The sequence below is a fragment of the Mucilaginibacter sp. A3364 genome (genome assembly GCF_059690715.1).
The window spans coordinates 20612-46033 of record NZ_JCAWED010000001.1 but is presented as its reverse complement, the minus strand read 5'-3'; the positions used below and the strand labels follow the sequence as shown (position 1 = coordinate 46033).

At 43.9% G+C, this 25422-nt stretch carries 18 protein-coding genes; 6 read left to right on the top strand and 12 right to left on the bottom strand.

Annotated features, from left to right (window positions below):
• Positions 1-14: 14 nt before the first annotated feature.
• The 4 genes from AC59JT_RS00155 to AC59JT_RS00140 form a co-directional block, all read right to left on the bottom strand.
• Positions 15-1490, bottom strand: a complete 1476-nt coding sequence (locus AC59JT_RS00155) for a family 43 glycosylhydrolase (RefSeq protein WP_497394896.1) — start codon at positions 1488-1490, stop codon at positions 15-17.
• 2 nt (positions 1491-1492) lie between these two features.
• On the bottom strand, positions 1493-3007 hold the full coding sequence (locus AC59JT_RS00150) for a glycoside hydrolase family 32 protein (RefSeq protein WP_497394894.1): 1515 nt from the start codon (positions 3005-3007) through the stop codon (positions 1493-1495).
• A 149-nt stretch (positions 3008-3156) separates the two neighbouring features.
• Entirely contained in the window at positions 3157-4806 is a 1650-nt protein-coding gene (locus AC59JT_RS00145) for a RagB/SusD family nutrient uptake outer membrane protein (protein ID WP_497394892.1), read from the bottom strand.
• A 70-nt stretch (positions 4807-4876) separates the two neighbouring features.
• A complete protein-coding gene (locus tag AC59JT_RS00140; RefSeq protein WP_497394890.1) occupies positions 4877-8026 on the bottom strand; it encodes a SusC/RagA family TonB-linked outer membrane protein in 3150 nt (1049 codons plus the stop codon).
• 679 nt (positions 8027-8705) lie between these two features.
• On the opposite strand from AC59JT_RS00140, the gene AC59JT_RS00135 reads away from it, so the two are divergent.
• Complete coding sequence (locus tag AC59JT_RS00135) at positions 8706-9533, top strand: glycoside hydrolase family 16 protein (RefSeq protein WP_497394888.1); 828 nt, start codon at positions 8706-8708, stop codon at positions 9531-9533.
• A gap of 12 nt (positions 9534-9545) precedes the next feature.
• Here the strand turns inward: AC59JT_RS00135 and AC59JT_RS00130 are convergent, their stop codons facing one another.
• The 3 genes from AC59JT_RS00130 to AC59JT_RS00120 form a co-directional block, all read right to left on the bottom strand.
• Entirely contained in the window at positions 9546-10034 is a 489-nt protein-coding gene (locus AC59JT_RS00130) for a hypothetical protein (RefSeq protein WP_497394886.1), read from the bottom strand.
• Positions 10024-10500, bottom strand: coding sequence for an RNA polymerase sigma factor (locus AC59JT_RS00125; RefSeq protein ID WP_497394884.1), 477 nt, complete (start codon positions 10498-10500; stop codon positions 10024-10026). The genes AC59JT_RS00130 and AC59JT_RS00125 overlap by 11 nt, the downstream gene beginning before the upstream one ends.
• A 132-nt stretch (positions 10501-10632) precedes the next feature.
• Positions 10633-12435: a DUF885 domain-containing protein gene (locus AC59JT_RS00120; protein WP_497394882.1), complete on the bottom strand. Its 1803-nt coding sequence runs from the start codon at positions 12433-12435 to the stop codon at positions 10633-10635.
• 234 nt (positions 12436-12669) lie between these two features.
• Here AC59JT_RS00120 and AC59JT_RS00115 point away from each other — a divergent pair, with 234 nt between their 5' ends.
• Positions 12670-15003 (top strand): TonB-dependent receptor, encoded by a 2334-nt coding sequence (locus tag AC59JT_RS00115; RefSeq protein WP_497394880.1) that lies wholly within the window; start codon positions 12670-12672, stop codon positions 15001-15003.
• A 5-nt stretch (positions 15004-15008) separates the two neighbouring features.
• The gene (locus tag AC59JT_RS00110) at positions 15009-15812 is read left to right on the top strand and encodes a DUF4249 domain-containing protein (RefSeq protein ID WP_497394878.1); all 804 of its coding nucleotides are present in this window, start codon (positions 15009-15011) and stop codon (positions 15810-15812) included.
• Between the two features lie 5 nt (positions 15813-15817).
• Here the strand turns inward: AC59JT_RS00110 and AC59JT_RS00105 are convergent, their stop codons facing one another.
• The 4 genes from AC59JT_RS00105 to AC59JT_RS00090 all read right to left on the bottom strand — a co-directional run bounded on the left by AC59JT_RS00105 (position 15818) and on the right by AC59JT_RS00090 (position 19243).
• The gene (locus tag AC59JT_RS00105; protein WP_497394876.1) at positions 15818-16627 is read right to left on the bottom strand and encodes a phosphatidylinositol-specific phospholipase C/glycerophosphodiester phosphodiesterase family protein; all 810 of its coding nucleotides are present in this window, start codon (positions 16625-16627) and stop codon (positions 15818-15820) included.
• A 380-nt stretch (positions 16628-17007) separates the two neighbouring features.
• Positions 17008-18021 (bottom strand): recombinase RecA, encoded by a 1014-nt coding sequence (gene recA / locus AC59JT_RS00100; protein ID WP_497394874.1) that lies wholly within the window; start codon positions 18019-18021, stop codon positions 17008-17010.
• Positions 18022-18197: 176 nt separating this feature from the next.
• Complete coding sequence (gene nth / locus AC59JT_RS00095; RefSeq protein ID WP_497394872.1) at positions 18198-18959, bottom strand: endonuclease III; 762 nt, start codon at positions 18957-18959, stop codon at positions 18198-18200.
• A 92-nt stretch (positions 18960-19051) separates the two neighbouring features.
• Positions 19052-19243 carry a hypothetical protein gene (locus AC59JT_RS00090; RefSeq protein ID WP_497394870.1) on the bottom strand — a complete coding sequence of 64 codons (192 nt, stop codon included), beginning with the start codon at positions 19241-19243 and terminating at the stop codon, positions 19052-19054.
• 279 nt (positions 19244-19522) lie between these two features.
• Between AC59JT_RS00090 and AC59JT_RS00085 the strand changes: the two genes are divergently transcribed.
• On the top strand, positions 19523-20188 hold the full coding sequence (locus tag AC59JT_RS00085; protein WP_497394868.1) for a FadR/GntR family transcriptional regulator: 666 nt from the start codon (positions 19523-19525) through the stop codon (positions 20186-20188).
• Between the two features lie 37 nt (positions 20189-20225).
• On the top strand, positions 20226-21431 hold the full coding sequence (locus AC59JT_RS00080; protein WP_497394866.1) for an MFS transporter: 1206 nt from the start codon (positions 20226-20228) through the stop codon (positions 21429-21431).
• Between the two features lie 272 nt (positions 21432-21703).
• Here AC59JT_RS00080 and AC59JT_RS00075 read toward each other — a convergent pair whose 3' ends face one another.
• Positions 21704-22288, bottom strand: coding sequence for an RNA polymerase sigma factor (locus AC59JT_RS00075; protein WP_497394864.1), 585 nt, complete (start codon positions 22286-22288; stop codon positions 21704-21706).
• A 304-nt stretch (positions 22289-22592) separates the two neighbouring features.
• Between AC59JT_RS00075 and uvrA the strand changes: the two genes are divergently transcribed.
• Positions 22593-25412 carry an excinuclease ABC subunit UvrA gene (gene uvrA, locus AC59JT_RS00070; protein WP_497394862.1) on the top strand — a complete coding sequence of 940 codons (2820 nt, stop codon included), beginning with the start codon at positions 22593-22595 and terminating at the stop codon, positions 25410-25412.
• Positions 25413-25422 lie beyond the last annotated feature (10 nt).

The following is a 25422-nucleotide window of genomic DNA, read 5'->3' as shown; positions in this document are numbered from 1 at the left end:
TGTTACGAAAAAGCCTACTGCCCGTCAACCAGCGGACTAACCTTGATATGGTTAAACTTTAATTTTCCGTGCTTCACAAAAAACCACAGATAAGTGCCATTCTGCTCGTAAGTGCGGTTAACGATGGTGCGTTTGTGGTCAATGTCAACATCTACAATACCGTCTTTCATCACAATATCAAGCGTTATGGGTTTATCCAGGCCTTCCACCGCCGGGATGGCTGTGTTGTGCAGGCTTACCAGTTTATTATTGGCCGATAGATTAAGTCTGTACCCGCCTCTGCCCTGCGGACCGGATTTAAGATACAAACCAAATTCCTCATTGCGGCTCATTGGTTCAACCGTTAAGGTGATGCGGCAATTGGAGGGTACACCTTCTATATGAGCCGCCCCAACGCCGGCTGTTGAATTGATCAGTACCGCGTCGGTACCTATAACGGTCGCGGCCTCGTCGGCCTTTATGCTGATGGTTAGCGGGCTGCCGGTTTCGGGAATCATTTCGGGTGGGAAACGGGTGTTCAGCGTACCGTCGGCTTCCTGCGTTACTTCCCTGAACAGGGAGTTACCGCCAAATATTTCACCGTTATTGTCTTTACCGTTATTACGACTTGGCACCCAGGCAGCCGCAATCCGGCGATCATTTTTAAATGCGGCAGTTTTTACCACATTGGCCCAGTCTTCGTTTAAAGCCTGGTAGCGCGGTTGCACCCAAGGGCCGTAAGGGTTTTTAGACATTACGTAGGATGTATTACTATTATCGCTAAACACCAGGTAGTACCAGCCTTTCCAGTAAAAATAGTTGGGGCACTCGGGCGTGCTGCCCTGACCGGTTAAAACGGGATCATGCACGGCCCAGGTTTTCAGATCTTTTGATGAAAGATGAACCAATGCTCCGGATAAACCACGAATAGTGGGGTTTTCCTGATCGCTGGATACAAACAGGTGAAACTCGCCATTCTTATCAACAAACACCTCCGGGTCGCGAAAGTTGCGTTTGCTATAACCGGGGGCCGATGTGTAGAATGGGTTGGGCTTCTGTTTGTCGAAATGAATGCCATCATCGCTAATGGCGTAGCTTAACTGCTCATTTACCTGGCCATTGTTCACCAATCGCGTAGCGTAAAAAGCATAATACTTGCCTTTATGATAAACCACCGACCCGGTGCAGATAGACTTCTCCCAGGGCTCGTCAATTTTTAAAACCAGCGGGTACTGCGTCCATGTTTTCAGATCAGTGGATGTACTAAGCGCCCATTGATGGCCACCCAAGCCGTTTAAACTACGATGGTGCGCCGAATCCAGCAGCCAGTAATAATAATAGGTGCCATCTTTGGCGAAGGGGATACAATCGCCCACAAAAAGATCGCCTTTGGGTTTAAAGTACTGCATGTTTTTGGTGCTTTGTATCGTATTATCATACTTAACGCCAAGTTGTGCCTTAGTAGTTAAAACGATGGTACACAACACCAAAAACAGTACAGTCTTTTTCATATTTATTTATTTAAGTTCCAAACTTTTAAGCTTTTTGCAGTGCCTGCGCCATCTGCGAATACGGCCAATCCTTTAGCATCAGCGTCGGGATATATCATGGTTGATATTACCCGCTCGCCGTCGTTACCGAAAACTTCAAGCGATGAATTATCAACCAGTAATTGGATTTTAACCGTACCGTTGGTGGCTTTTAAAGGCGCGGTAAGGTATTCTATTTTTGGCGTAGTGCCCGAGTTTGTACGATCAACAAACAGTTCCTGCTTAGCGGCGTCATAGCCCACAATTACTTTTTGCGAGCCTTTGCCAACAGCATAAAAGCCTATTTTTTTAGCCTCGCCTATGGTAAATTCGGCATCAATCCAATAGGCATTTCCCGCCAGGTTTGCAGCCTCCGCCAGGTCGAACCCAGCCTCGTTAAGAATTACATTTTTTGTGTTGTATACTTTACCGCCAGCTAGTTTGTTCAGGTTTTTGCTAACAACAGATGAAGGTGCCTGAGTCAATATTAAACCTTCCGGTGTAGTTTTAAGTGCCAGATCCTGCGGGATTGACATTTGCCCTTTCCACGGATAGGTTTGCCTGCGGCCATCCTGCAGCCAGCCCAGTAATATCTTTTTGTTTTGCGGAGCATCACGCCAGGCAATGGCAGCATAATAAGCATCGCCATAATTTAAAGTAGATACAGTGCTGGCCGGGGCATTGTTGGTAAAGGTAGTACCATCAAAATCGCCGATGTAATATTGCATCAACGGACCACGATCACCGCCTGATGATACAAACATCACCCACTTAATTTTTAAAGGGTCGTTATCAACCTGCAAAGGTATAAGCGAAGGACACTCCCAGCCATGTTTAGTATAACCTGCCGGACCAAAATCGCTCAGCTTTGTCCACTCCTTTAAGTTTTTTGAACCATAAATGCGCACCTGTTTCTCGTCAACCATAGCTACGGTCATCACCCAGCTTTTGGTTGGCTCGTACCAAAAAACAGCGGGGTCTCTAAAATCTCGCTTATTCAGATCAATCACCGGGTTGCCCGGGTATTGGGTAAAGCTCATCCCCCCATCATTACTATAAGCTATAGCTTGTACTTCTTTACGTTGCTTAGGCAGATCGATGGTAAACATGGCCACAATAGGTGCTTTACCATTTTTGCCGAAGCCACTGGTATTATTCTTATCAACCACTGCCGAACCCGAATACATCCAATAGGTACTGTCTTTGGTCATTATTTCGGGTATAGCTACGGGGTGGTGAGTCCAATTTACCAGGTCCTTGCTGGTGGCGTGGCCCCAGCTCATATGTCCCCATTTGTTTTCGAAGGGGTTGTGCTGATAGTATAATTGAAATTCGCCATTCAATACAAACAAACCGTTAGGGTCGTTAGTCCAGTTTTTTAATGGTGTAAAGTGGTACTGCGGGCGCCAGTGAGGTGTTGGCACAGGTTCTGGCTGTTGGCTAAAAGCATTTATGGCCGGCAGCAAAAACAGGGCTGCTATCAGTTTTTTTCGTAGCATGATCGAGGTATTGGTAGTGTTATAATGACTATAATTGGTTGCTTGCGCAAGCATTTATATGCTTGTGCGCTTAAAGTTAGTATAAAAGGCATAAAAACAAAAACGCCTGCTGGTGTAGCAGGCGTTTTATATTCATCTAAAAATATAGGTTAATTATTCCAGTTCGGGTTTTGTGTTATACCGGGAGCTGTTTGTATGGTCTCGGTAGGGATTGGCCACAAATAATGTTTCGACGGATCGAACACCCTGGTTGTTACATTAATGTAAGTATTACCCGCAGCAAATTTGGCACCTCTAACCGGGTTGGCCGCAGGCTTGTTCATAACTACTTCGGCTATTTTCCATCTTCTGATGTCATCATAGCGCTGCGCTTCAAGGGCAAACTCGCTTCTTCTTTCATTTCTGATCTGATCTGTCATGCTCATAGCCGTATTGCCGGGGAAGGTTAGCGCCAGCGGATCTGTGAATCCGGCGCGTGCACGTAGTGGACGAATGGTTACATCCCAAACAGCCGCGTTCATCTGGCCCAAAGCGTCTTTAGCTTCTGCATACATCAACAACACATCGGCCCAACGTAACAACACAATGTTTTCGCCCGAATCGAATACCTTACCTACCGAAGGATCAAAGTATTTTTTCCAATAGTAACCGGTGGGTGTTTTACCGCCACCGGCAGGGTTATACTCGTTTTTACCGGGTTGTACCGGGTCGCTGCCTGGCTTGATATAAACCTTGGTAACGCCGTCAGGATTAACAAAATCATAACCATTATAAACTACTGTCGCGGTTAGGCGAGGGTCGCGGTTTGCGTAAGGTGCAGCATCCTCCTGGTAACCCGAACCCGGATCATTGATAGCTTTGCCGTTTAACATCAGATAACTATCAACCAATTCCTGCGTAGGAGCACTGTTATTATTACCGCTGGCAGGGTTATTGGGCCCGCTATAAAACGGAGCGAACGCGCCAAAATCTCCCCAGGTACGTACGCCCGGCACATAGCCAAGGTCAAACATCATTTCTGAGTTATACTCGTTTGCCGATAGGAACAGGTTACCATAGTTTGCAAATAACGAATATGCGCCGTTAACAGCCTGGTTATTCATCAGGTCTTCGCACACGGTCACTACTTCGGCCATCCTGTTTCCTTGGTACAGCAGCACCCTGGCTTTTAAAGCCTTGGCAGCGCCTTTGGTTGCACGGCCCCTATCTGCAGCTGCGTAATCTTCTTTTCTGGGCAGCGCATCGGCAGCAGCTGTCAGCTCATTTAATATGAAGGTAATTACATCAGCCTTCGGCGTACGCTTAACTGCTTTGGCTTCATCGGGAGTAAGCACCTTGGTGATCAAAGGCACATCGCCATATAAATTCACCAATCTGAACAAAGCGTGTGCTCTAATAAACCTTGCTTCGGCTTTCATTCTGTTGATAAGCGTTGCGCCTAAGGTTTTATTCTGATCGATATTTTCGAGCAGCAAATTACATGATCGCACATTAGCATAATAATTGGCCCACTCCTCTTTTACCTTGGTTAACCCCGGAAAGAAGCCCTGGGTGCTGCCACTTGATATTTGGGTAACCTTACCCACGTTTACATCCAACTGGGTATAGGCGTTATCGCTTAGCGACTCGTTAAAGAAAAAGTTTTGTGCCGCGCTTGAGCCCGTGCCCGAACCCGCGCTTAATATTTGCGCGTAACAGGTATTCAGGGCATTGCTAACATTTCCGTTAACTATCCAGAAGTTTTCATCAACATACCTATCGGTACGGGTTAGGTCAAGCTTTTTGCAACTTGCTACCATTAATGTTAGTAGTACAATAAAAGTTGCCTTATTTAAATATTTTAAACGCATAATAATTCAATTTAAAGTGTTAAAAAGTTATGTCTAAACCACCTCCATAAAATACCGGTGTTGGGTAAGTTCGGGCACTGTTAGCATTACTTTGAATATTTACCCTGCTATCAAACTCGGTTTGCTCAGGGTCCATAAACTTCATTGGTGATATGGTAAACACGTTTTGTGCCGTGAAGTAAATACGGGCTTTCTGGATACCTGCTTTTGATAATAACGATTTAGGTAAAGTGTAACCTACCTGTATATTTTTCACCCTGGCGTAAGCAGCGTTAAATAAGTAGATGTCTGAGCCGGTGCGCCAGTTGTTGATAGTAGACGGTGTGCCAGGCTCATTAAGGCGGGGCCATTTAGCATCGGTGTTTGTCGGTGTCCAAAAATCACGCTGGTGCTCAAACAAAGTACCGCTAAAACCAAAGTGGTATGGCTCAACCAGCTCTCCGCGAACCAAGGCGTTTCGTTTACCCACACCCTGAACAAATACGGATGCATCAAACTGTTTGAAGCTTACGTTATAGGTAAAACCAAAGGTGTAACGCGGGAATGGGTTACCTAGGATAAATTTATCTTGCGAGTCAATTTTTCCATCGCCATTCTTGTCAACAAACTTTAAGTCGCCCGGCGCCACAACGTTGTTGGCAAACTTAGGGTAACTGGCAACCTCGGCTGCGCTTTGATAAAGACCATTGGTTTTGTACCCCTGGTAAACCGTAACAGGCAAGCCTACGCGGCGCACATATTCAAACTCCTCAATAGGCCTTGTAAACTCTGTTTGCCCGAAGCTGTATGCCAATAGCTTGTTACTATTATCGGCCACGTTAATCGAGAAATTGTGTGTAAATACGCTACCTCTAACCGTATAGTCAACCCTGGCTTCCCATCCGTAACTTCTAACTTTTGACAGGTTGTAATCAGGGAATCGTGAACCAAATAAGGTTGGCACATCTTCCCTTGGCGCCAATATATCACTGGTAACTTTGTTGAAGTATTCCAAAGCCACATTCAATCGCCCATTTAGGAAAGAGCCATCCACGCCAACGTTAAATGATGCCGCTTTTTCCCAGGTCAGGTCCGGGTTACTTAAGTTTCGGGTAGCGCTGGATACTACGACGTTGTTAAAGCCATAAACGTTACTGTTTGTGGTGAAGTTAGAGATAAACTGGTAGGGATCTACGTTCTGGCTTCCAAGTACGCCGTAAGTCGCTCTTAATCTCAGGTCGCCTACTTTATCTTTATAGTTAGACATGAAACCCTCTTCGGTTAAACGCCATGAACCACCTATAGAAGGGAAATAACCCCAACGTTTATTAGGCGGGAAGTTAGATGATGCATCCGCCCTGAAAGTCGCATCGACCGTATATTTATTGGCGTAGGTATAAGACGCACGACCGAACAGCGAATTTAAACTGGTTTCCCTGTTATTAGTAAGCGAATTGTACGACGCATCAGTAGTACCCGCGTCAATTTGAGTACCCGTGGTTGGTATGCCCAGCAATGAGTCGGTAAGAGATTTGCGTACACCGTTGCCTTCTTCAATAAACGATTCGTTTGCTGCGCCTACTAAGATGTTCAGGTCGTGCTTCCCGAATGATTTGGTATACTCAGCAATTAACTGGGTGTTGGTCGCCAACGATTTCGAGTTAATGTTCGCCGTTTCTCTTCTGGCATTTGATTGCCCGACCGGATAATAAGTTAAGTTAACCTGTCTGCGTAGCTGCGTATTTGCTTTTACAGTACCACCAAATACACCGCGTATTTTAAATGCAGGGGTTATAGCGTAGCCTACCGTGAAGCTTCCGTTTATCTCGTCATTGTTAGAGAAACGATAGCCGCCGTCGCGCAAAAGTTGCAAAGGGTTATAATTGACAAAAGCTGTTAAATAACGGCCTTGCGCATCCTGGAAACTATCAGTTAACGGCGCGCGCGTTACATCTCCTATCAGATCATTGACACCACCGGTAACAGGCTCGCGCCAGTTAACTTTGGTGTAAGCCAGGTTCCAGGCGGTATTAAATTTACCTTTGGTAGCAGTTTGATTTAAGCGGAAATTATAACGCTTCAGTCCGTAAGCACCTTTTTCTGTATTCTTTTCAACCACATTTTGTTGATTAAAATAGCCAAATGACATTAAGTAAGTGCTGTTTTCGCCGCCACCGCTTATCGTGATATTTTGATTGGTTTGAGGCGCATTATGCAGGATATTATCGATTTGCCAGGTACCGTTTCCCGCCGCTTTAAACGCGTCTATCTGCGTCTGGGTATAAGCAGCAGGTTTACCCGAGTTTATTAGCGACTGGTTTTTAAACTGCGCATTTTCCCACCCCGGCACTTGCTTAAAGGTTAGTCGCGGAGCCTGCATACCGTAAATACCGTTGTAAGTTACAGTCGCGGTGCCGGATTTACCTTTTTTAGTGGTGATCAGGATTACGCCGTTAGCCGAACGCGAACCGTAAATAGCCGCAGATCCCGCATCTTTTAGTATTGATACGTTGTCAATATCATTAGGATTCAGGTTGTTTAGATCACCTCCTATGATCCCGTCAATAACAATAAGCGGGTTATTGTTACCGGTGGTACCTATACCGCGTATGTTAAGGTTAAACGCGCCATTAGGCTCAAATCCCCTTTGCTGTATAATTAAGTTTGGCGATTGGCCTTGCAAAGCCTGCGTGGTGTTTAAAACCGGCCTGCCTTCAATCGCTTTGGTACCCGATATCCGGTCGACCGCGCCGGTTACTGATATTTTTTTAGCGGTACCGTAGCCAATAACAACCACCTCTTCAAGGGCCTTATTGGCTGGTTTTAATTTTATGCTGATTGTGGTTTTTCCCGCTACAGCCACTTCAACTGTTTCATAACCTACATAAGTAAAAACAAGTGTTGCGTTCTCATCGGCATTGATGGTAAAGTTACCATTAGCATCAGATACCACGCCGGCTGTGGTGCCTTTAACAACTACCGAAACGCCGGGCAAGGTTGAGCCATCGTTGGCATCGGTAACCTGCCCTTTTATAGTTATTGGGGCAGCTTCAACAATTGCTGTAGGCTTTTTTGTATTGATGGCAAACGCGCTGGTTGAAACGCATAACGTCGATACAGCCATCAGGACAATACCGCCCATATGCCATGGCCTTTTAATCGGAATTTTCTTTAGTAATGTCAGTTTCATAATTGGTTTTTGATTTTTAACATGGGTAGTACATTAATTACTCTTTGCTTGGTTTTGGGTGCTTGGTTACATGCTGTCATTGGCAATTTTTGTTTTTTGGTTAGATGTGGGTAATTGGTTGGTTAGCTATATAATCAGTTAATGTAAAACATGAAAACGCGCTGCGAAATTTATACTATACCTATAGAAGTAGTATAATATAAATCACGCAGTTAGCCCGTTACGTAGTTTCCTGTTATACATAGGGCAATCGTGCTTTATGCTCAATTGGCTCCGTGTAAAACAGGTGTTTTTATATTGATTTTATTAAATTGGTTTTAAATTGGTATAAGTGTTTCCATGCGGATAACACACCGGGCGTATATGCACGGCATAAAATTTTCAAAAAGCAGTTCAAAACAAAAGACCTTAAAGCCTTCAGCCTAAATCATTTTTAATCTGTAGTTTAAACACTAATTGGTTCCTGACTGCTTAACGTATTTTGGGAGGAGTGTTAAGCAGCACACTATGTCGTGGTATGATGTTTAGCGACGTAATGTTTTACAAATTAAAGGCATAAAAAAGCAAAGCGCAAAATAATTGTTCGTTATTTTTTACGAATACCATTTTTCAAGTAAACATTTAACCACAAAGCAGTATATTGTGTCAATTATAAACGCCAATTTAAATACTGTTTTTTGTGAGGATATACTTAACCCTGCTTTTACTGTTAGGCTGTGCCGATGTTTTGTTCGCGCAGCAAAAACCCGATACTTTGTTTTATGAAAGCTTTGACGGCCCCGCACTTGATCGCAACAAATGGAATGTTGAAGTAAACCGCCGTACGGATAACAACGAGCAGCAGGCTTACATCGATTCTATCGGCGTTATATCATTTAAAAATGGCTTGCTAACTATCACTCCGGTATACCGCCCCGGTTTCAGCATCAACAATCAACGGAAATATGATTTTGTATCGGGCCGCATCAATACCCGTAATAAATATGAGTTTGTATACGGCACCGTTTCGGCAAGGCTTAAAACAACGGCGGGCGAGGGTTTTTGGCCTGCCTTCTGGATATTGGGCAAAGGCAAATGGCCCGATGCCGGCGAGATAGATATCATGGAAACCGTCGGCGACTCGTCATGGACCAGCAACGCTATACACGGCCCGGCTTACTTTGGCAACACCCCGCTACAAAAACGCACCACCTTTACCAAAGGCACAGATGTTACGCAATGGCATACCTACGCTGTACGTATTGACCCCGCTAAAATAGTTTTTAGTGTTGATGGCAAGGAAACTTACAAAGTACTTAAAGAGAATGTGGAACAATACGGTAAATGGGTTTTCGACAATAAAAAATATATATTGCTAAACCTGGCCCTGGGTGGCGGTTATCCGCAGGGAGTAAATAAAGTTTCAAAGCCGTATCCGGGCTTGTCGCAAACATCGGTTAACAAAATAAAGGCCGGTAATGCCGAATACCTGGTTGATTGGGTATTAGTTACAGATCTGAAAGAATAAGACCTCGCCCTATTACTTAGACTGCCCAATTTCGCTTTTTAATTGCTGAATTTGCTGCTGTGCCTGGCGGTTTTCCAGGTAGAAGTATATAGCACAAGCCAGGAATATTTTACCCAAGATAAAGATACCGGCAAACACCCATCGCCAAAGCTTGTGTATGCGCATGTGGCTCGATTCGGACTCAACCTCGATGTATTGGTTTTTCCGGTCGCGGGTATAGGTTTGCTCTGGCTCCGGCTCAACATAAGTATCGGGTGAAATGCCGGGTGCTATGATCAATTCGTTAATGCTCTCCTCTATTTTTTTGAACATATTTGGGGGAGGCGCAACGGCCATATATTGGGCAATATGTTCCAGGTCGCTTTCCAATTCGTTAAGCGCGTCCTCAATTTCAGGGAAACTTCTTTTCAACTGCAGCAACTCCCGTATCTCGGCATCAGATGCAGAGCCTAATACGTACGATTCTAAAATCCCGCTTTCGATGTATTCCTTAATTTCCATGAGATGCTTTGATTATGGTAAACGCTTCTCTCAGGGCTTTTCTTATCACATCTTCGGGTGTGTTTAACTCTTTGGAAAGCTGAGCAGTTGATTTTTTATGATAGTAAAAATTACAGAAGACCAGCTTTTGCTGTGCTGTCATACTATCTAAATACTTATTGGGGCTATGGTTTGATGATATGGCCGCGGCTGGGGTTTCGCACCCGGCCACCGCATCATCAAAAGCGGCCAGTTGATTTTTTGCAAAGCGCATTAGCTGGCACCAGGCACTCGTTCCGTCCCAATCCAGTTTATTGAAATGTGTAGATGAAACTTCGTTGAATATTTTCACCAGGTATTCCTCCGCTACTTCTCTGTCCTTTACAATTTCAAAAATATAGCCTAACAGTTTATCGGCATACCCATCATACAGGGCGCTTATACTGGTTGGCTTAGCCGCTAATAACGTTTGATCTGGCTTAATCATGGTTATTTGCTTTATTAATAGGGGTATTTACAGGTTTACGCCTGTTCGGTTAATTAATTATATTAAAAGCTAAAAATACTTAAAATCTATGATAATAATACGCTATTATTTTTTAAATATTTGATAGTCTGCCTATTGGCGCGCGGCCCAGGCATCCATCTTTTTTTCAACAATGGCCAATGGCATACAGCCGTCTTTCAAAAACTCATCATGAAAAGCGGCTATGTTAAATTTAGTGGCCAATTGCTTTTCATACTTAGCACGCAGCTCACGTATTTTAAGCGCGCCTATTTTGTAGGCTAAAGCCTGGCCGGGTATTGCCATGTAACGCTCTATCTCAGCAGTCGCACCATCTTCGCTTATCGCTTCATTGTCCATCATGTATTTGATGGCTTGCTCGCGGCTCATGTTTTTGCTGTGCATGCCTACGTCAACCACCAGCCTGATGGCGCGGTGCATTTCATCGCCCAGGGCACCCATATGCTGATAAGGATCAGTATACAAACCCAACTCCTTTCCTAACGATTCGCAATACAGGGCATAACCTTCGCCGTAAGCACCGTACCAGGCAAAGCGTCTGAATTTCGGTAAATCGTTATTTTCTTGCTGTAACGATGTCTGGTAATGATGACCCGGAATAGCTTCATGTAAAAACAAGGACTCCATACCCGACGTAGTGTTAAACTTGGTCGCATCAACAATTGGTACATAAAATATGCCCGGCCTTGTACCATCCGGCGAGCCCTGGTTATACTCCGCACTGGCGGATGCTGCCCTGAACGCCTCGGTTTGGCGTACCTCGAAAGGTGTTTTAGGCACACGCGTATACATTTTTTTCAGGCTCGGCTCCATCGTTTTATGGATGGCCTCAAAAGCTGCAATCACCTCAGCCGGCGTTTTATAAGGCGTAAAGCGTTTATCGGTTTTCATAAATTCAAAAAACGCTTTCAGATCACCTTTAAAACCTACCGCGTTTTTAAGGCTATCCATGGTAGTGGCGATCCGCTTCACTTCGCTTAAACCGGTTTGATAGATCTCATTCACGTTTTTATCGGTGGTTGTCCAATATTTAACCAGGTAAGTATAAACTTCGGCACCTTGCGGTATGGCATTTATACCGGTTGTTGTGCGGGCCTTAGGCAAATACTCGTTCTTCAAAAAATTACCAAGTTTTTTATATGAAGGTACCAATTGTGTTAATATGGCCTGCTTATAAGCAACGGTTAATCGTTTTTTATCAGCCGCCGAAAACTCTTTAGGGAACTTGGTAACCGGCCCGTAGAACAAACTTTTTGTATCATCGGTAACTACCATGGCATCCATCTGAGGTATCATTTTCTCAACCAAAACCTTTGGTAACACAACGCCCGCGGTAATACCTTTCCTGAAATTGGCAATAGCCGAGTCTGTCCACAACGTGTAGCCCTTAACACGGCCCAGCCAGTTATCATAATCCTTAACGGTTTTAAACGGCTGAAATCCATCGCCCGAACCTAACTGACCCATAGTAATGGTCAGACCCCAAAACTGCTGGGTAGGCACCATCCACGACATTTGGATGTAGCCGCTATTGCTTACTTTAACATCCAGCGCTTTAAGCTGCATGTCCATTTCATAGTTAAAAATATCGTAGCTTATTTTGTCGTTCTCATCCAGTTTTTCGTAATCAAACTTTTTGATCTCGGCCTGGTACCTGGTATAAAACGCTTTCAGCGTATCCCTGAAAGCCTGCGTTTGGTCGTTAACCAAAATATCGTTGTAGCGGTTATCCCCTTGCTGCGTAGCATCAAGCGGGTAAAGCTTACAGTGCTCATCCCAATACTTATCAAAAACAGTAGCTAAGTCTTTATCAGGCATGGTGGTATCAGCAGTATTTTTTTGCTTACAGGCCAATAAGCCCAGCGCAAGCAATGCATAAATCGCCATTCTTTTCATAACAGGATCAGTTTATGGGGTTATTGACAATAACTGATTAAAAGTAATAATTTACTGATAAGCAGCTAAATATTTTTGAAACTGAACAGAATATCTGTCATTAAATTTTATGCGCCAACCAATAATGTTTAGCGGCTTACGTTATGCTATATATATTTTAGAATAATATATTTGAAAACGGCTTGTATTAGCTGGAAACGAATAGTTTTGCAATATGCCCGTTTAAACTTTTATATGCCCAAGCATCTTATTCACTTTTTGTTATTATTTGCGTTCTTATTTTTTTCGGCTGATGTACGGGCTCAAAAAAATTATACCATTAGCGGCACCATTAAAGATGCCACCACCGGCGAAACGCTGATAGGTGCCACGGTGCGCTTGCAGGAATTGAAGCAAAACGGGGTAGCAACCAATGCCTACGGTTTCTTTTCGTTAACAGCCCCGGAGGGCGCTTACACTATATTGGTTAGTTACGTAGGCTACCAAAACACAACACAAGCCGTTACACTTAATAAAAACACCAATCTTACTATTTTACTAAGCAGCGGTACTGATCTGAATGAAGTTACCATAAGCGCCAATACCCATAAAAACGACAATGTGGAAAGCCCCCAAATGGGTGTAAACCGGCTTGATTTGAGCCAGGTAAACAATGTCCCGGTTATTTTTGGCGAAAAAGACGTTTTAAAAACCATACAGCTATTACCCGGCGTAAAAACAACCGGCGATGGTAATACGGGTTTTTATGTGCGCGGTGGCGGTGCCGATCAAAACCTGATCTTGCTTGACGAGGCTGTGGTTTATAACGCATCGCACTTGTTTGGCTTCTTCTCCACCTTTAATTCTGATGCTATAAAAGATGTTAGCCTTTACAAAGGCGGCATGCCGGCACAATATGGCGGCAGGCTATCATCAGTACTGGATATTAAGATGCTGGATGGTAATAATCAACAATTTTCGGTACAGGGGGGTGTTGGTCTGATCGCTTCAAGACTGAAGGTAGAAGGACCGTTGGTTAAAGACAAAGGATCATTTATGATAAGCGCCCGCCGTACCTATGCCGATGTGTTTTTAAAGCTTTCGCCTGACTCGGCTGCGCGGGATGCCAGCCTGTATTTTTATGATCTGAATGCTAAATTAAACTACCGGTTTGACGAGAAAAACGCCATTTACGCGTCGGGGTATTTTGGCAAGGATGTATTGGGACTTAAAGATAATTTTGAAACTAACTGGGGCAATCAAACAGCTACCTTACGTTTCAATCATATTTTTAACAGCAAACTGTTTTCCAACACCTCGCTTATTTATAGCAACTATTACTACATCGTTCAAAACTACGCCACCAATAACGATTTCAGAGTGTATTCCAAGATCCGCGATTTTAATGTTAAGGAAGATCTTCAATATTATTTCTCTGATAAAAACACCTTACACTTCGGCGCTAATTTCACTACCCATTCTATAACGCCGGGCGATATCACGTCATCCTCCACATCGGGCGTTAACGGCAAGATCATTCAGCAACGCTACGGTACCGAAATGGCCGCTTACGTATCGCATGAATGGCATCCTACCAATAAATTAAACTTGTTATATGGCATGCGCTTAAGCTGGTTCTCGTTACTCGGCCCGGGGCTTATCAATACTTATAATGCATCCGGGGTTATTACCAATAGCCAAACCTATAACAATAATGATTTGATCAAACAGTACTTTAACCCCGAACCGCGGGCTTCGTTAAGCTATACTTTTAACGATCAAAACTCGCTAAAGGCATCGTACAATCGCAATACACAAAATATCCACTTGCTTACCAATTCAACCTCCTCATCGCCTACAGATATGTACGTAATGAGTAGCAATAATATTAAACCGGGCATTGCCGACCAATTTTCATTAGGTTACTTTAAAAACATGCAGGATAACCTGTACGAGTTTTCGACCGAAGTATATTATAAATGGACGCAGAACCAAATAGACTATAAAAACGGCGCGCAACTGGTGGGTAATTCTGATGTAGAATCGCAACTGGTGTATGGCCAGGGCAGGGCATATGGTATTGAGCTTTTTTTGAAGAAGAAACGTGGAAGATTTAACGGCTGGCTGGGATACACCTTATCAAAAACCGAAAATCGTTTTGACGCGGTTAACGAAGGACGCTATTTCGCCGCCAGGCACGACAGGACACATGACATGTCTGCCGTAGGTATTTACAAACTCAGCAAACGCTGGACTTTATCCGGCACTTTTGTATACGGCACTGGTAACGCGGTTACCTACCCCCGCGGTAAATACAAGGTTGGAGGTGTAACCACCTTCTATTATCCTGAACGCAATACCGACCGTATGCCCGCCTATCACCGCCTTGACCTAGGCGCTACTTTGGAAGGCCGCGAACATAAACGTTTTCACTCCAGCTGGACGTTTGGCCTGTTTAATGCTTATAATCATAAGAATCCCTACACTATTACGTTTGAGGATAATAAAGACGATCCAAGCCGCACAGACGCGATTAAAACCAGTTTGTTTGGTATAATCCCGTCAGTTACTTATAACTTTAAGTTTTAATGGAGATGAAGAACATACGATATCAACTATTGCTGCTGATGCTGTTAACAAGCATTGGGCTTATATCGTGTAAAGATGCTATCGACCTTAAGCTTAAAAACGCCGCTCCACAGTTAATAATTGAGGGGAATTTGATAGATTTAATTGGTACACAAACTATAAATATAAGCCGTACGGTTAATTTTGACGCTCCTAATACTTTTCCGGGAGTGAGCGGTGCCAGTGTTAAGGTTACTGACAATAACTCCGGAGCTGTTTATACCTATACCGAACGAAGCCCGGGGGTTTACACCAGTACTCAAATTTTTGGGCGGGTACGGCGCAATTATACGTTGCGTGCTATAGTTGATGGTAAAACTTATACTGCAAGCTCAACCATGCCGGCCGACCGGGTACCTATTGACTCGGTTACAACCAGCGACCCTGCTTTTGGCGACGATGAGACTAAAACCGTTACCTTATATTATCACGACCCTCCGGGTGTTAAAAATTTTTATCGCTTTGTGATGTTTGTGAACGGTGTGCAGGTGAAAAATATTTTTGTGCGGAGTGACGAGTACAGCGATGGACGTATGGTTAATTCCAAGTTATACCAAAATGACATTAAGATAAAATCGGGCGACCGTGTGGATGTTGACATGCAGGGGCTTGATGAGCCTTTATATAACTATTGGTACACCTTTGCACAACAAAATAATTTTATAGGCGGTTCGGCGACACCAACCAACCCGGTAAATAATTTTGACAGCCAGGTTTTGGGCTATTTCAGCGTACGCACCAATTTCAGGCGATCATTCACTGTACGGTAATTGCCCTAGTTTACATTATTAGCAGTAAGGAAATTACGCAAAGGCACCAGTTTATCTGTATTGATCAGATCCACACCGCAGTTCAACATCTCTTTCCAAACCGCTTTATTGTCAGGCGATGCCCATAACCTTACACGTTCGCCGTTTTGATGGGCAAGGGATACATAACGCATTAGTTTATTCTTCTCACGTTCAGAAATATTGCCCGCGCCTTTCCACTTCAACATCTTTGAGTATTTGCAACTGGCCATGGTAAAAACCTTACTGGTAGTATCAATCAAACCTTTGCGCAGGTCCTTATCAATAAATGCCAGGCGACTTTCCTCACTCTTCATAGTGTCGTAAGGTTTATGGCCCGATAGCACTATGGTAACGGCACGTAGCGTAACACGGCTGCTATCATAGCTGGTCAATATAGCGCGATACTTTTCAAGCAAGGGTTTAAGCGCGGCATAGGCACGATTCCCGTTACTTTTAATATCTATCAGCAGGGTGATTGGCTTGTCGTAACCTTCGTAAAAACGGCCATTGTTTTGGGCTATCTTGTCCAACAGAGGCTGCAGGTATAAATTTTCAAGTGTTCGTTTACCTTTAAAGAAAGGATTAACGTGTGCTACCACCAATTTACCACCAAGCAAAAACACATCGGCTTCCATATGGGTAAAGCCATTTTGCTCGGCATCAAGCAGCGGATGCTTGCGGCGATAGTCGTTATGTGAGAACCCATTCTCCAACGGTTGAGTTTGGGCATTAGTAATGTAAGGAGCCAAGCCTATAGTACAGGCAATAAGCGTCCTCAAAAACTGTATACGCATACGGTTAGTTTCAATAATTTAAATGTATCAGGGTTGTTACAATCTCAAAAATATCAGATGACATTCAAATTACAAAGCATTTTTAAAAATATATATTTGACTTTTATCGTCAGATATTCAGCAACTTAACTGTGTAATAATTACACTACTTCAACTCCTGGTTTAAAACTCTCGCCGTTCGCTCGCCGAACCTTTAGGTCAAAATTACTCATATAGCATTGGCTTATTTTTATTAAGAAGTTAAGTATTCATTACGTTATGGCTTCTTCATATTACCTCATTGTTACAAGAGTAACTCAATAAAAAAGCCACTCCTTTACCGGGAGCGGCTTAACTAACTAATATTCACTTGGCAGTGAAAACCTTGCGGCTACACTATATTATTCTACTTCCTCTATCAGGTTATCGCCGGTAACTTCGGTACGGATACGGGTTTCCAGTTCTTCCATCAGTTCAGGATTATCCAGGATCAGTTGCTTAACAGCATCACGGCCCTGGCCCAGGCGGGTATCGCCATAGCTAAACCATGAACCTGCTTTTTTAATGATGTTGTGTTCAACACCAAGGTCAATGATCTCGCCTGCTTTTGAAATACCTTCGCCAAACATAATGTCGAACTCAGCAATGCGGAACGGCGGCGCAACTTTGTTTTTAACAATTTTAACCTTAACACGGTTACCTGAAACCTCGTCAGTATCCTTAATTTGTGATATACGACGCACATCTAAACGTACCGAAGCATAAAACTTCAAAGCGTTACCACCGGTAGTGGTCTCGGGGTTACCAAACATTACACCGATCTTATCGCGCAACTGGTTAATAAATATGCAGCAGCATCCGGTTTTGCTGATAGTACCGGTAAGCTTACGCAATGCCTGCGACATTAAGCGCGCATGCAAACCCATTTTAGATTCGCCCATCTCGCCTTCTATCTCGGCCTTTGGCACCAGGGCCGCTACCGAATCGACCACCAAAATATCAATAGCTCCCGAACGGATCAGGTTGTCGGCTATCTCTAAAGCCTGTTCACCGTTATCCGGTTGTGATATTAAAAGGTTCTCTACATCTACGCCTAATTTTTTTGCGTAAAATCTGTCGAACGCATGCTCGGCATCAATAAACGCGGCAATGCCACCTTTCTTTTGCGCTTCGGCAATGGCATGGATGGCCAAGGTTGTTTTACCTGATGACTCCGGACCATAGATCTCAATGATACGGCCCTTAGGCAAACCATTAACACCTAAAGCAATGTCCAAACCTAACGAACCGGTAGAAATTACTTCGGTTTGTTCAATTACGGCGTCGCCCAATTTCATGATGGTACCTTTACCGTATGATTTTTCCAACTTATCCAGTGTAAGTTGTAATGCCTTTAATTTATCTGCGTTGCTCATCCTTTTAATAATATACTTAGCAAATGTAAATGATAGTTTTGATAAATACTAATTTTTTTAGTAATTATTTTTTAATACATGGAGACGCAATATTTTGCGTCTTGGAATGCATTAGCGGGAGACGCAAAATATTGCGTCTCTACATCACGTAAACATAGGCATCGCCTTAACACCAATCAAATATTCTTATCCACACTTCGTTTAGCCAACTCCTTACTAATAGCATTCAGTTCCTTTTTACGTTTGGCCTCTTTGGCTTTTTTCACCTTTAACGCTTCCGCTTTTAATAACGCGCCTTCGGTATTATTACGCTCGTAATAGCGGCAGAACCAGGTAAGCGGGCATATCTCGCATTTAGGGCTGCGGGCTACGCAAATGTAGCGGCCGTGCAAAATAAGCCAGTGGTGGGCTATGGCAAGCGTATCTTGCGGCAGGTATTTTACCAATTGCTTTTCTACCGCCAGCGGGGTGGTTGCTTTATTGGTAAGGCCTATCCTGTCCGCTACGCGAAACACGTGGGTATCCACAGCAATAGCTGCCACATCATACACCACCGAAGCTATAACATTTGCCGTTTTACGACCCACGCCGGGCATTTTCTGCAATTCGTTAATATCGCTTGGCACTTCGCCATGAAAAACGTTGACCAACATATTGGCCATACCTACCAAATGTTTGGCTTTGTTATTAGGATAACTTACGCTGCGGATGTAAGTAAATACCTCATCAGATGTTGATGCCGCCAAACTCTCGGGCGTTGGGAAACGCGCGAACAGCGCCGGCGTAACCTGATTTATGCGCTTATCGGTACATTGGGCCGATAGGATAACCGCCACCAGCAACTCGTACGGATTGGTGTAGTGCAGCTCGGTTTCGGCTTCGGGCTGGTGTTTTGAAAAATATTCTACAAAATGGCGGTAGCGTTCGGCTCTGAGCATTTGTTGTTGAGGCGTTTGGAAAGCTCAAAAATAAAAAAAGTCCGAAGCGAAATCTAATTTTCACTTCGGACCCAATTTTTTTCTCAAAAAACCTAGCGTAAGCTTTTCGAATAATCGAGGATGGAATGAATAGTTTGCAGCTTGGGCTTCTTGCTTAGCTGCTCCAGGTCTGCACGTAATGAGTGGTAAAATACCAGATCATCACCTTCTAAATTTTCATTTACATCAGCCTTTTTCACGTCGCTTTGGTTAATGAGTTCATTTAATGTAAAGGTTTCACCCATAAGCATTTTAGTTTGTTTGTTTTGTATACGACTTATAACGCAAGCCTGTTTCACTTTATTTTATCAAAATGAAAATTTAATGAAATTTTGTTTGGGGTGCTAAATTCAGCACGTCATCACGAGCGAGGAACGAGCGTAGTGATCCCCGGCAGGACCGGTCAGACGATTACTTTTCTAAAGGGGATTACTACGCTACGCTCGTAATGACGCATGGGATTGTTTTTATGAAATAAAATCCCCACCTTTACAATTCATCAGATGATATGCTGATTTGCGAAAATGGAAACACTCATCAACAAACAATCCCTGGCCGATAAGGTGGCTGCCAAAATACAGGAACAGGTACTGCTGGGTAAATATCAGGTGAACGATAAACTGCCGATAGAACCCGAGTTGATGAAAAGTTTCGGCGTTGGCCGCTCTACCATCCGCGAAGCGATAAAAATTTTAGCCAATAGCGGTTTGCTACGTGTGCAGCAAGGTGCGGGCACTTTTGTGGCTAAAGCCAGCGCCAATACCGAGCCCTTTGAGCAACGTATTAAACGCACCAATATTAAGGACCTGAACGAAATACGCGAGCTGTTTGAAATGAAAATAGCCGAAAAAGCAGCGCTTAACCGTTCGTCAAAAGATATTGAAACGATAAGGCAACACTTAGCCAACCGCAAACTATATGCGGAACTGGGCGAAGTAGAAGCATGCATCGACGCGGACATTAAGTTTCACTCAGCCATTGCCGAGGCGTCGAAGAATGAGATCCTGGCCGACCTGTTTAAATCTGTATCGCTGCATTTAAAAAACACATTTATGCAATTGCATACCGATACGCAGGATTTTATTCAAACCCAGCATCTGCACCAGCAACTGCTGGATAGTATTATAAACCAGGATGCCAAAAAAGCCTGGCAAAATGTAGCGGCTATCATCGGCCACATATCTAAATAATAACACGATGGCCTGGCCATCATCAATACATCATAACATGAGTACTACAACTACCAAAACCGTCGTTCAACAAACCGTTTACCCCATATTGTTCGCCATCAGCTTCTCGCATTTACTAAATGATCTGATGCAATCGGTTATCCCATCGGTTTATCCTTTAATAAAAGAAAACTATCATCTTTCGTTTAGCCAGATAGGTTTAATTACGCTTACCTACCAGCTCACCGCATCAATACTACAACCTTTTGTTGGTTTATATACCGATAGAAAACCTAAGCCATATTCATTAGCCATTGGCATGTGCTGTACTTTGCTGGGGCTAATCTTTCTATCGTATGCCGGTCATTTTTACACCGTGTTACTATCCGTGAGTTTAGTGGGGATGGGCTCATCAGTATTTCACCCGGAGTCGTCGCGCGTGGCCAACATGGCATCGGGCGGTAAAAAGGGGTTCGCGCAATCATTGTTCCAGGTAGGCGGCAACGCGGGTAGTGCCATGGGGCCTTTGTTAGCCGCTTTGGTTATTATTCCTTACGGCCAGCATAATATTATATGGTTTGCTTTAGCCGCTGTGTTAGGCATTATTGTATTGATACAGATAGGCAATTGGTATAAAGGCCATTTGGTAATAAAAGCACAGAAAGCGGCACCAGTTATTACCAATCCAATACCGCGAAACAAGGTAATTGGCGCTGTTATTATCCTGTTGGTATTGATCTTCTCTAAATACTTCTATATGGCCAGCATGAGCAGCTATTTTACTTTTTATGTAATTGATAAGTTTCACGTTTCGGTACAGCAATCGCAGTTATACCTATTCATGTTTTTAGGCGCTGTTGCCGCGGGCACCATCATTGGCGGTCCGCTGGGCGATAGGTTTGGCCGCAAATATATAATCTGGATATCGATATTAGGTGCAGCTCCTTTTACGCTGATGTTACCTTATGCTAACCTGTTTTGGACAGGGGTATTGGCTATCATCATTGGCGTTATCATCGCGTCGGCATTCTCGGCCATATTGGTTTACGCCACCGAATTGCTGCCCGGCAATGTGGGTATGGTAGCCGGCCTGTTTTTTGGTTTTGCCTTCGGGATGGGTGGTATTGGCTCGGCCGTGTTAGGTAAAATTGCTGATGAAACCAGCATTGCTTATGTGTATAAGATCTGTTCGTTTTTACCGTTGATAGGGATCATTACGGCTTTCCTGCCAAATATTGAAGGAAGAAAGAAGGCGACTGCTTAATAGCCAATCACCCTCCCGCATTCTTCATTGCCGTTGGCTGAAGCCAACGGAATATGCTAAGAAAAGCAATGGCTTTAGCCGAACTATTTGACAGGTTCGGCTAAAGCCATTCTTGTTAGTTTGTTAACCGTTGGCTAAAGCCAACGGCAATGATTTGATTTACGTCTGGAAAAGCATTGCTGGAGTGCTTAGGTCAAAATCGCTCCTAAACAAAACAACCTCCCCGGAATTGCTTCCGGGAAGGCGTTTTTACATAATCACAATTTTGATGTTTAGTTTTTTAGGCTAAGCTCTTTGGTCTGCATCATTTTACGCAGATTATTTAGCGCATAACGCATACGGCCCAGGGCGGTATTTATGCTTACATCTGTAATGTCGGCTATCTCTTTAAAGCTCATATCGCCAAAATGACGCATGATCAATACCTCTTTCTGTTCCGAAGGAAGTAGCTGTATCAACGATTTTAGGTCCTTGTGAGTTTGCTCGCGTACCATGCGGTCCTCGGTACTTTCGTCATAATTGCCCAATACTTCAAATATATCAAAGTCGTCGCCATTACTTACCATAGGCGCGCGTTTTTCGCGGCGGAAATGGTCAATAACCAGGTTATGTGCAATACGGGTTACCCAGGGTAAAAATTTACCTTCTTCGTTGTATTTGCCTGCTTTAAGGGTGTTAATTACTTTAATAAAGGTGTCCTGAAAAATGTCTTCGGCCAGGTATTCGTCCTTTACAAGTAGGTATATGGAGGTATAAATTTTAGCTTGGTACCGACGGATCAACTCCACTAAGCCCTTTTCATCGCCGGTTACGTACAGATGGATTAGATCCTGATCACTTTGCAATTGAAAATCCATAGAAATACTACTAGTACTTTTAAATTAATTAGTTCAAAAATTTTTAAGTATAGTTTTATTCTATAGTCGTTTCTCCTTTTTGGTTAAGTTATTGCTACATCAAATAAAACAAAATCTACGCTAATAAGCAAATAAATTTTGTGTCATAATAATAATTTGCCTTACGCTGATATTTGGAAACTGCTAAAAATTTTAGGATTTTTGCATTTCAAAAATTTAGGGTATTGGCTTATGTACGTTTAGACTAATTTTATTACGAAGGGTTTAACGTACAGATAAATATCTTTTTTATACAACAGCATACATGATCAACGAAGCAGATAAAGATCCGCAAAAGCATATCATTATAAAGGGCACCCGGGTGCATAACCTTAAAAATCTGGACGTGGCCATCCCCAAAAATAAACTGGTGGTGGTTACGGGCATGTCGGGCTCGGGCAAATCTTCGCTGGCGTTTGATACGCTGTATGCCGAAGGGCAACGCCGTTATGTAGAGAGCCTATCCTCATACGCCCGCCAGTTTTTGGGCCGTATGAACAAACCCGATGTTGATTATATAAAAGGCATCGCGCCAGCTATCGCTATTGAACAAAAGGTGATCACCTCTAACCCACGGTCAACCGTTGGTACATCAACCGAGATCTATGATTACCTGAAGCTACTGTTCTCGCGTATTGGCAAAACTATTTCCCCTGTATCTGGTGGAGTGGTTAAAAAAGATACCGTTACCGATGTTACCAACTTTGTGATGGCCCTGCCTGATGATACGCAGGCTACGGTACTTTGCCCGCTGCATCCGCACAATAACCGTAGTATTAAAGAAGAACTGGCGGTGCTGATGCAAAAAGGGTTTGTAAGGGTTGAATTGGATGGTGCTATTGCAAGAATTGAAGGTTTGTTGGAGGATAACACTTTAAGTGATGGCCCGCTAACATCAGATCATACCCTGCGCATCATTATCGACCGTATAAATAAAGACAACTCTGAAGAAACTTTAAGCCGCTTGGCCGATTCGGTGCAGACCGCATTTTTCGAGGGAAAAGGCGACTGCTATGTTAAATATCAAACCCCGGATGCTGATAGCGAGACCGAAAAATTCTTTTGCGACCGCTTTGAGCTGGACGGGATAAAATTTGAAGAACCATCGCCAAACTTTTTCAGCTTTAATAACCCTTACGGCGCTTGTAAGCGCTGCGAGGGCTATGGCAAAGTAATTGGCATTGATGAGGACCTGGTTATCCCCGACAAAAGCAAAACCGTGTACGAGGGCGCTATTGCCCCATGGCGCGGCGAAAAAATGCGCGAGTGGAATGATCAGCTGGTAAAGCAATCCTTAAAGTTTGATTTCCCTATCCATCGCCAATACAACCAACTCACCGAAGCCGAACAACGCCTATTATGGACCGGCAACCAATACTTCCGCGGCCTGGATGAGTTTTTCAGGGAAATGGAGGCGCAGACCTACAAAATACAATACCGCGTTATGCTATCCCGCTACCGCGGTAAAACTACCTGCCCCGATTGTAAAGGCAGCCGTTTGCGTAAGGACGCGACTTATGTGAAGGTAAATGATAAATCGATTACCGATGTGGTGCTGATGCCTTTGGATAAAGCGTATGAGTTTTTTACCAAAATTAAATTGAACGAAACCGATGTAAAAATAGGCAAGCGTTTATTAACCGAGATAACCAACCGTTTAGGTTTTTTAAATGATGTTGGGTTGAGTTATTTAACACTTAACCGTTTGTCAAACACCTTATCAGGCGGTGAGTCGCAGCGTATTAACCTGGCTACCTCTTTGGGTAGTAGTTTGGTGGGATCTGTATATGTGCTGGATGAGCCGAGCATTGGTTTACACCCACGTGATACGCAGCGCTTGATAACCGTGTTGAAATCGCTGCGCGATGTAGGCAACACCGTTTTGGTGGTTGAGCACGAAGAAGAAATAATGAAGGCGGCCGATCATGTGATAGATATCGGTCCGGCTGCCGGCACCCACGGTGGCGAACTGGTGTTTAGCGGCACTTATGACGAGATCATAAAAGACGATAAAAGCCTTACCGGCAAATACCTGAGCGGCCGCGAAGAAATTGCCATACCGGCCACCCGCCGCAAATGGAACGATTTTATTGAAATAAAAGGCGCCCGCGAAAATAACCTGCAGCACGTTAATGCTAAATTCCCGTTGGGTGTGCTTACGGTGGTTACCGGTGTATCAGGCTCGGGTAAAACCAGTTTGGTGAAACGTATTTTCGCGCCCGCACTACAAAAAACCTTAGGCAACTATACCGGCGAGCAAACCGGATCATACGATGCTATTGAGGGCGATTATAACAAGATTGAACAGGTAGAGATGGTGGATCAAAACCCTATCGGCCGTTCATCGCGCTCAAACCCGGTTACTTATGTTAAGGCCTGGGACGAGATACGTAACCTGTATGCTGCTCAGCCAGCAGCCAAAGCGGCGGGGTTAAAACCGTCGGCATTCTCGTTCAACGTAGAAGGCGGCCGTTGTGACGTTTGCCAGGGAGAGGGTGAAGTGAAGATTGAGATGCAGTTTATGGCCGATATTTTCCTTACCTGCGAAACCTGCGGTGGTAAACGCTTCAAGCAACACATCCTCGACGTTCAATACAACGAAAAAAATGTAAGCGATGTGTTGAACATGACCATTGAAGAGGGCCTCGAATTTTTTAGCAAAGAAGCTAAGATCCTGGCCAAAATAAAACCCTTGGTTGATGTTGGTTTGGGTTATGTGCAATTGGGGCAATCGTCCAACACCCTATCAGGCGGTGAAGCGCAGCGTATAAAACTGGCATCTTTTCTGGTGAAAGGTAACAACCCGCATAAAACGCTGTTTATTTTTGATGAGCCTACCACAGGCCTGCACTTTGCGGATATTAAGAAGCTGTTGAAATCATTCGATGCGCTATTGGATCATGGCAATACCATCATCGTTATCGAGCACAACATGGACGTGATCAAATGCGCCGACTGGGTGATAGACATAGGCCCCGAAGGTGGCGACCGCGGCGGCAAGGTAATGTTTGAAGGCCTGCCCGAAGACCTGATCAAAGTTAAAGACAGCTTTACCGGGAAGTTTTTAAAAGAGCGATTTGAATAGTTTCACGTTG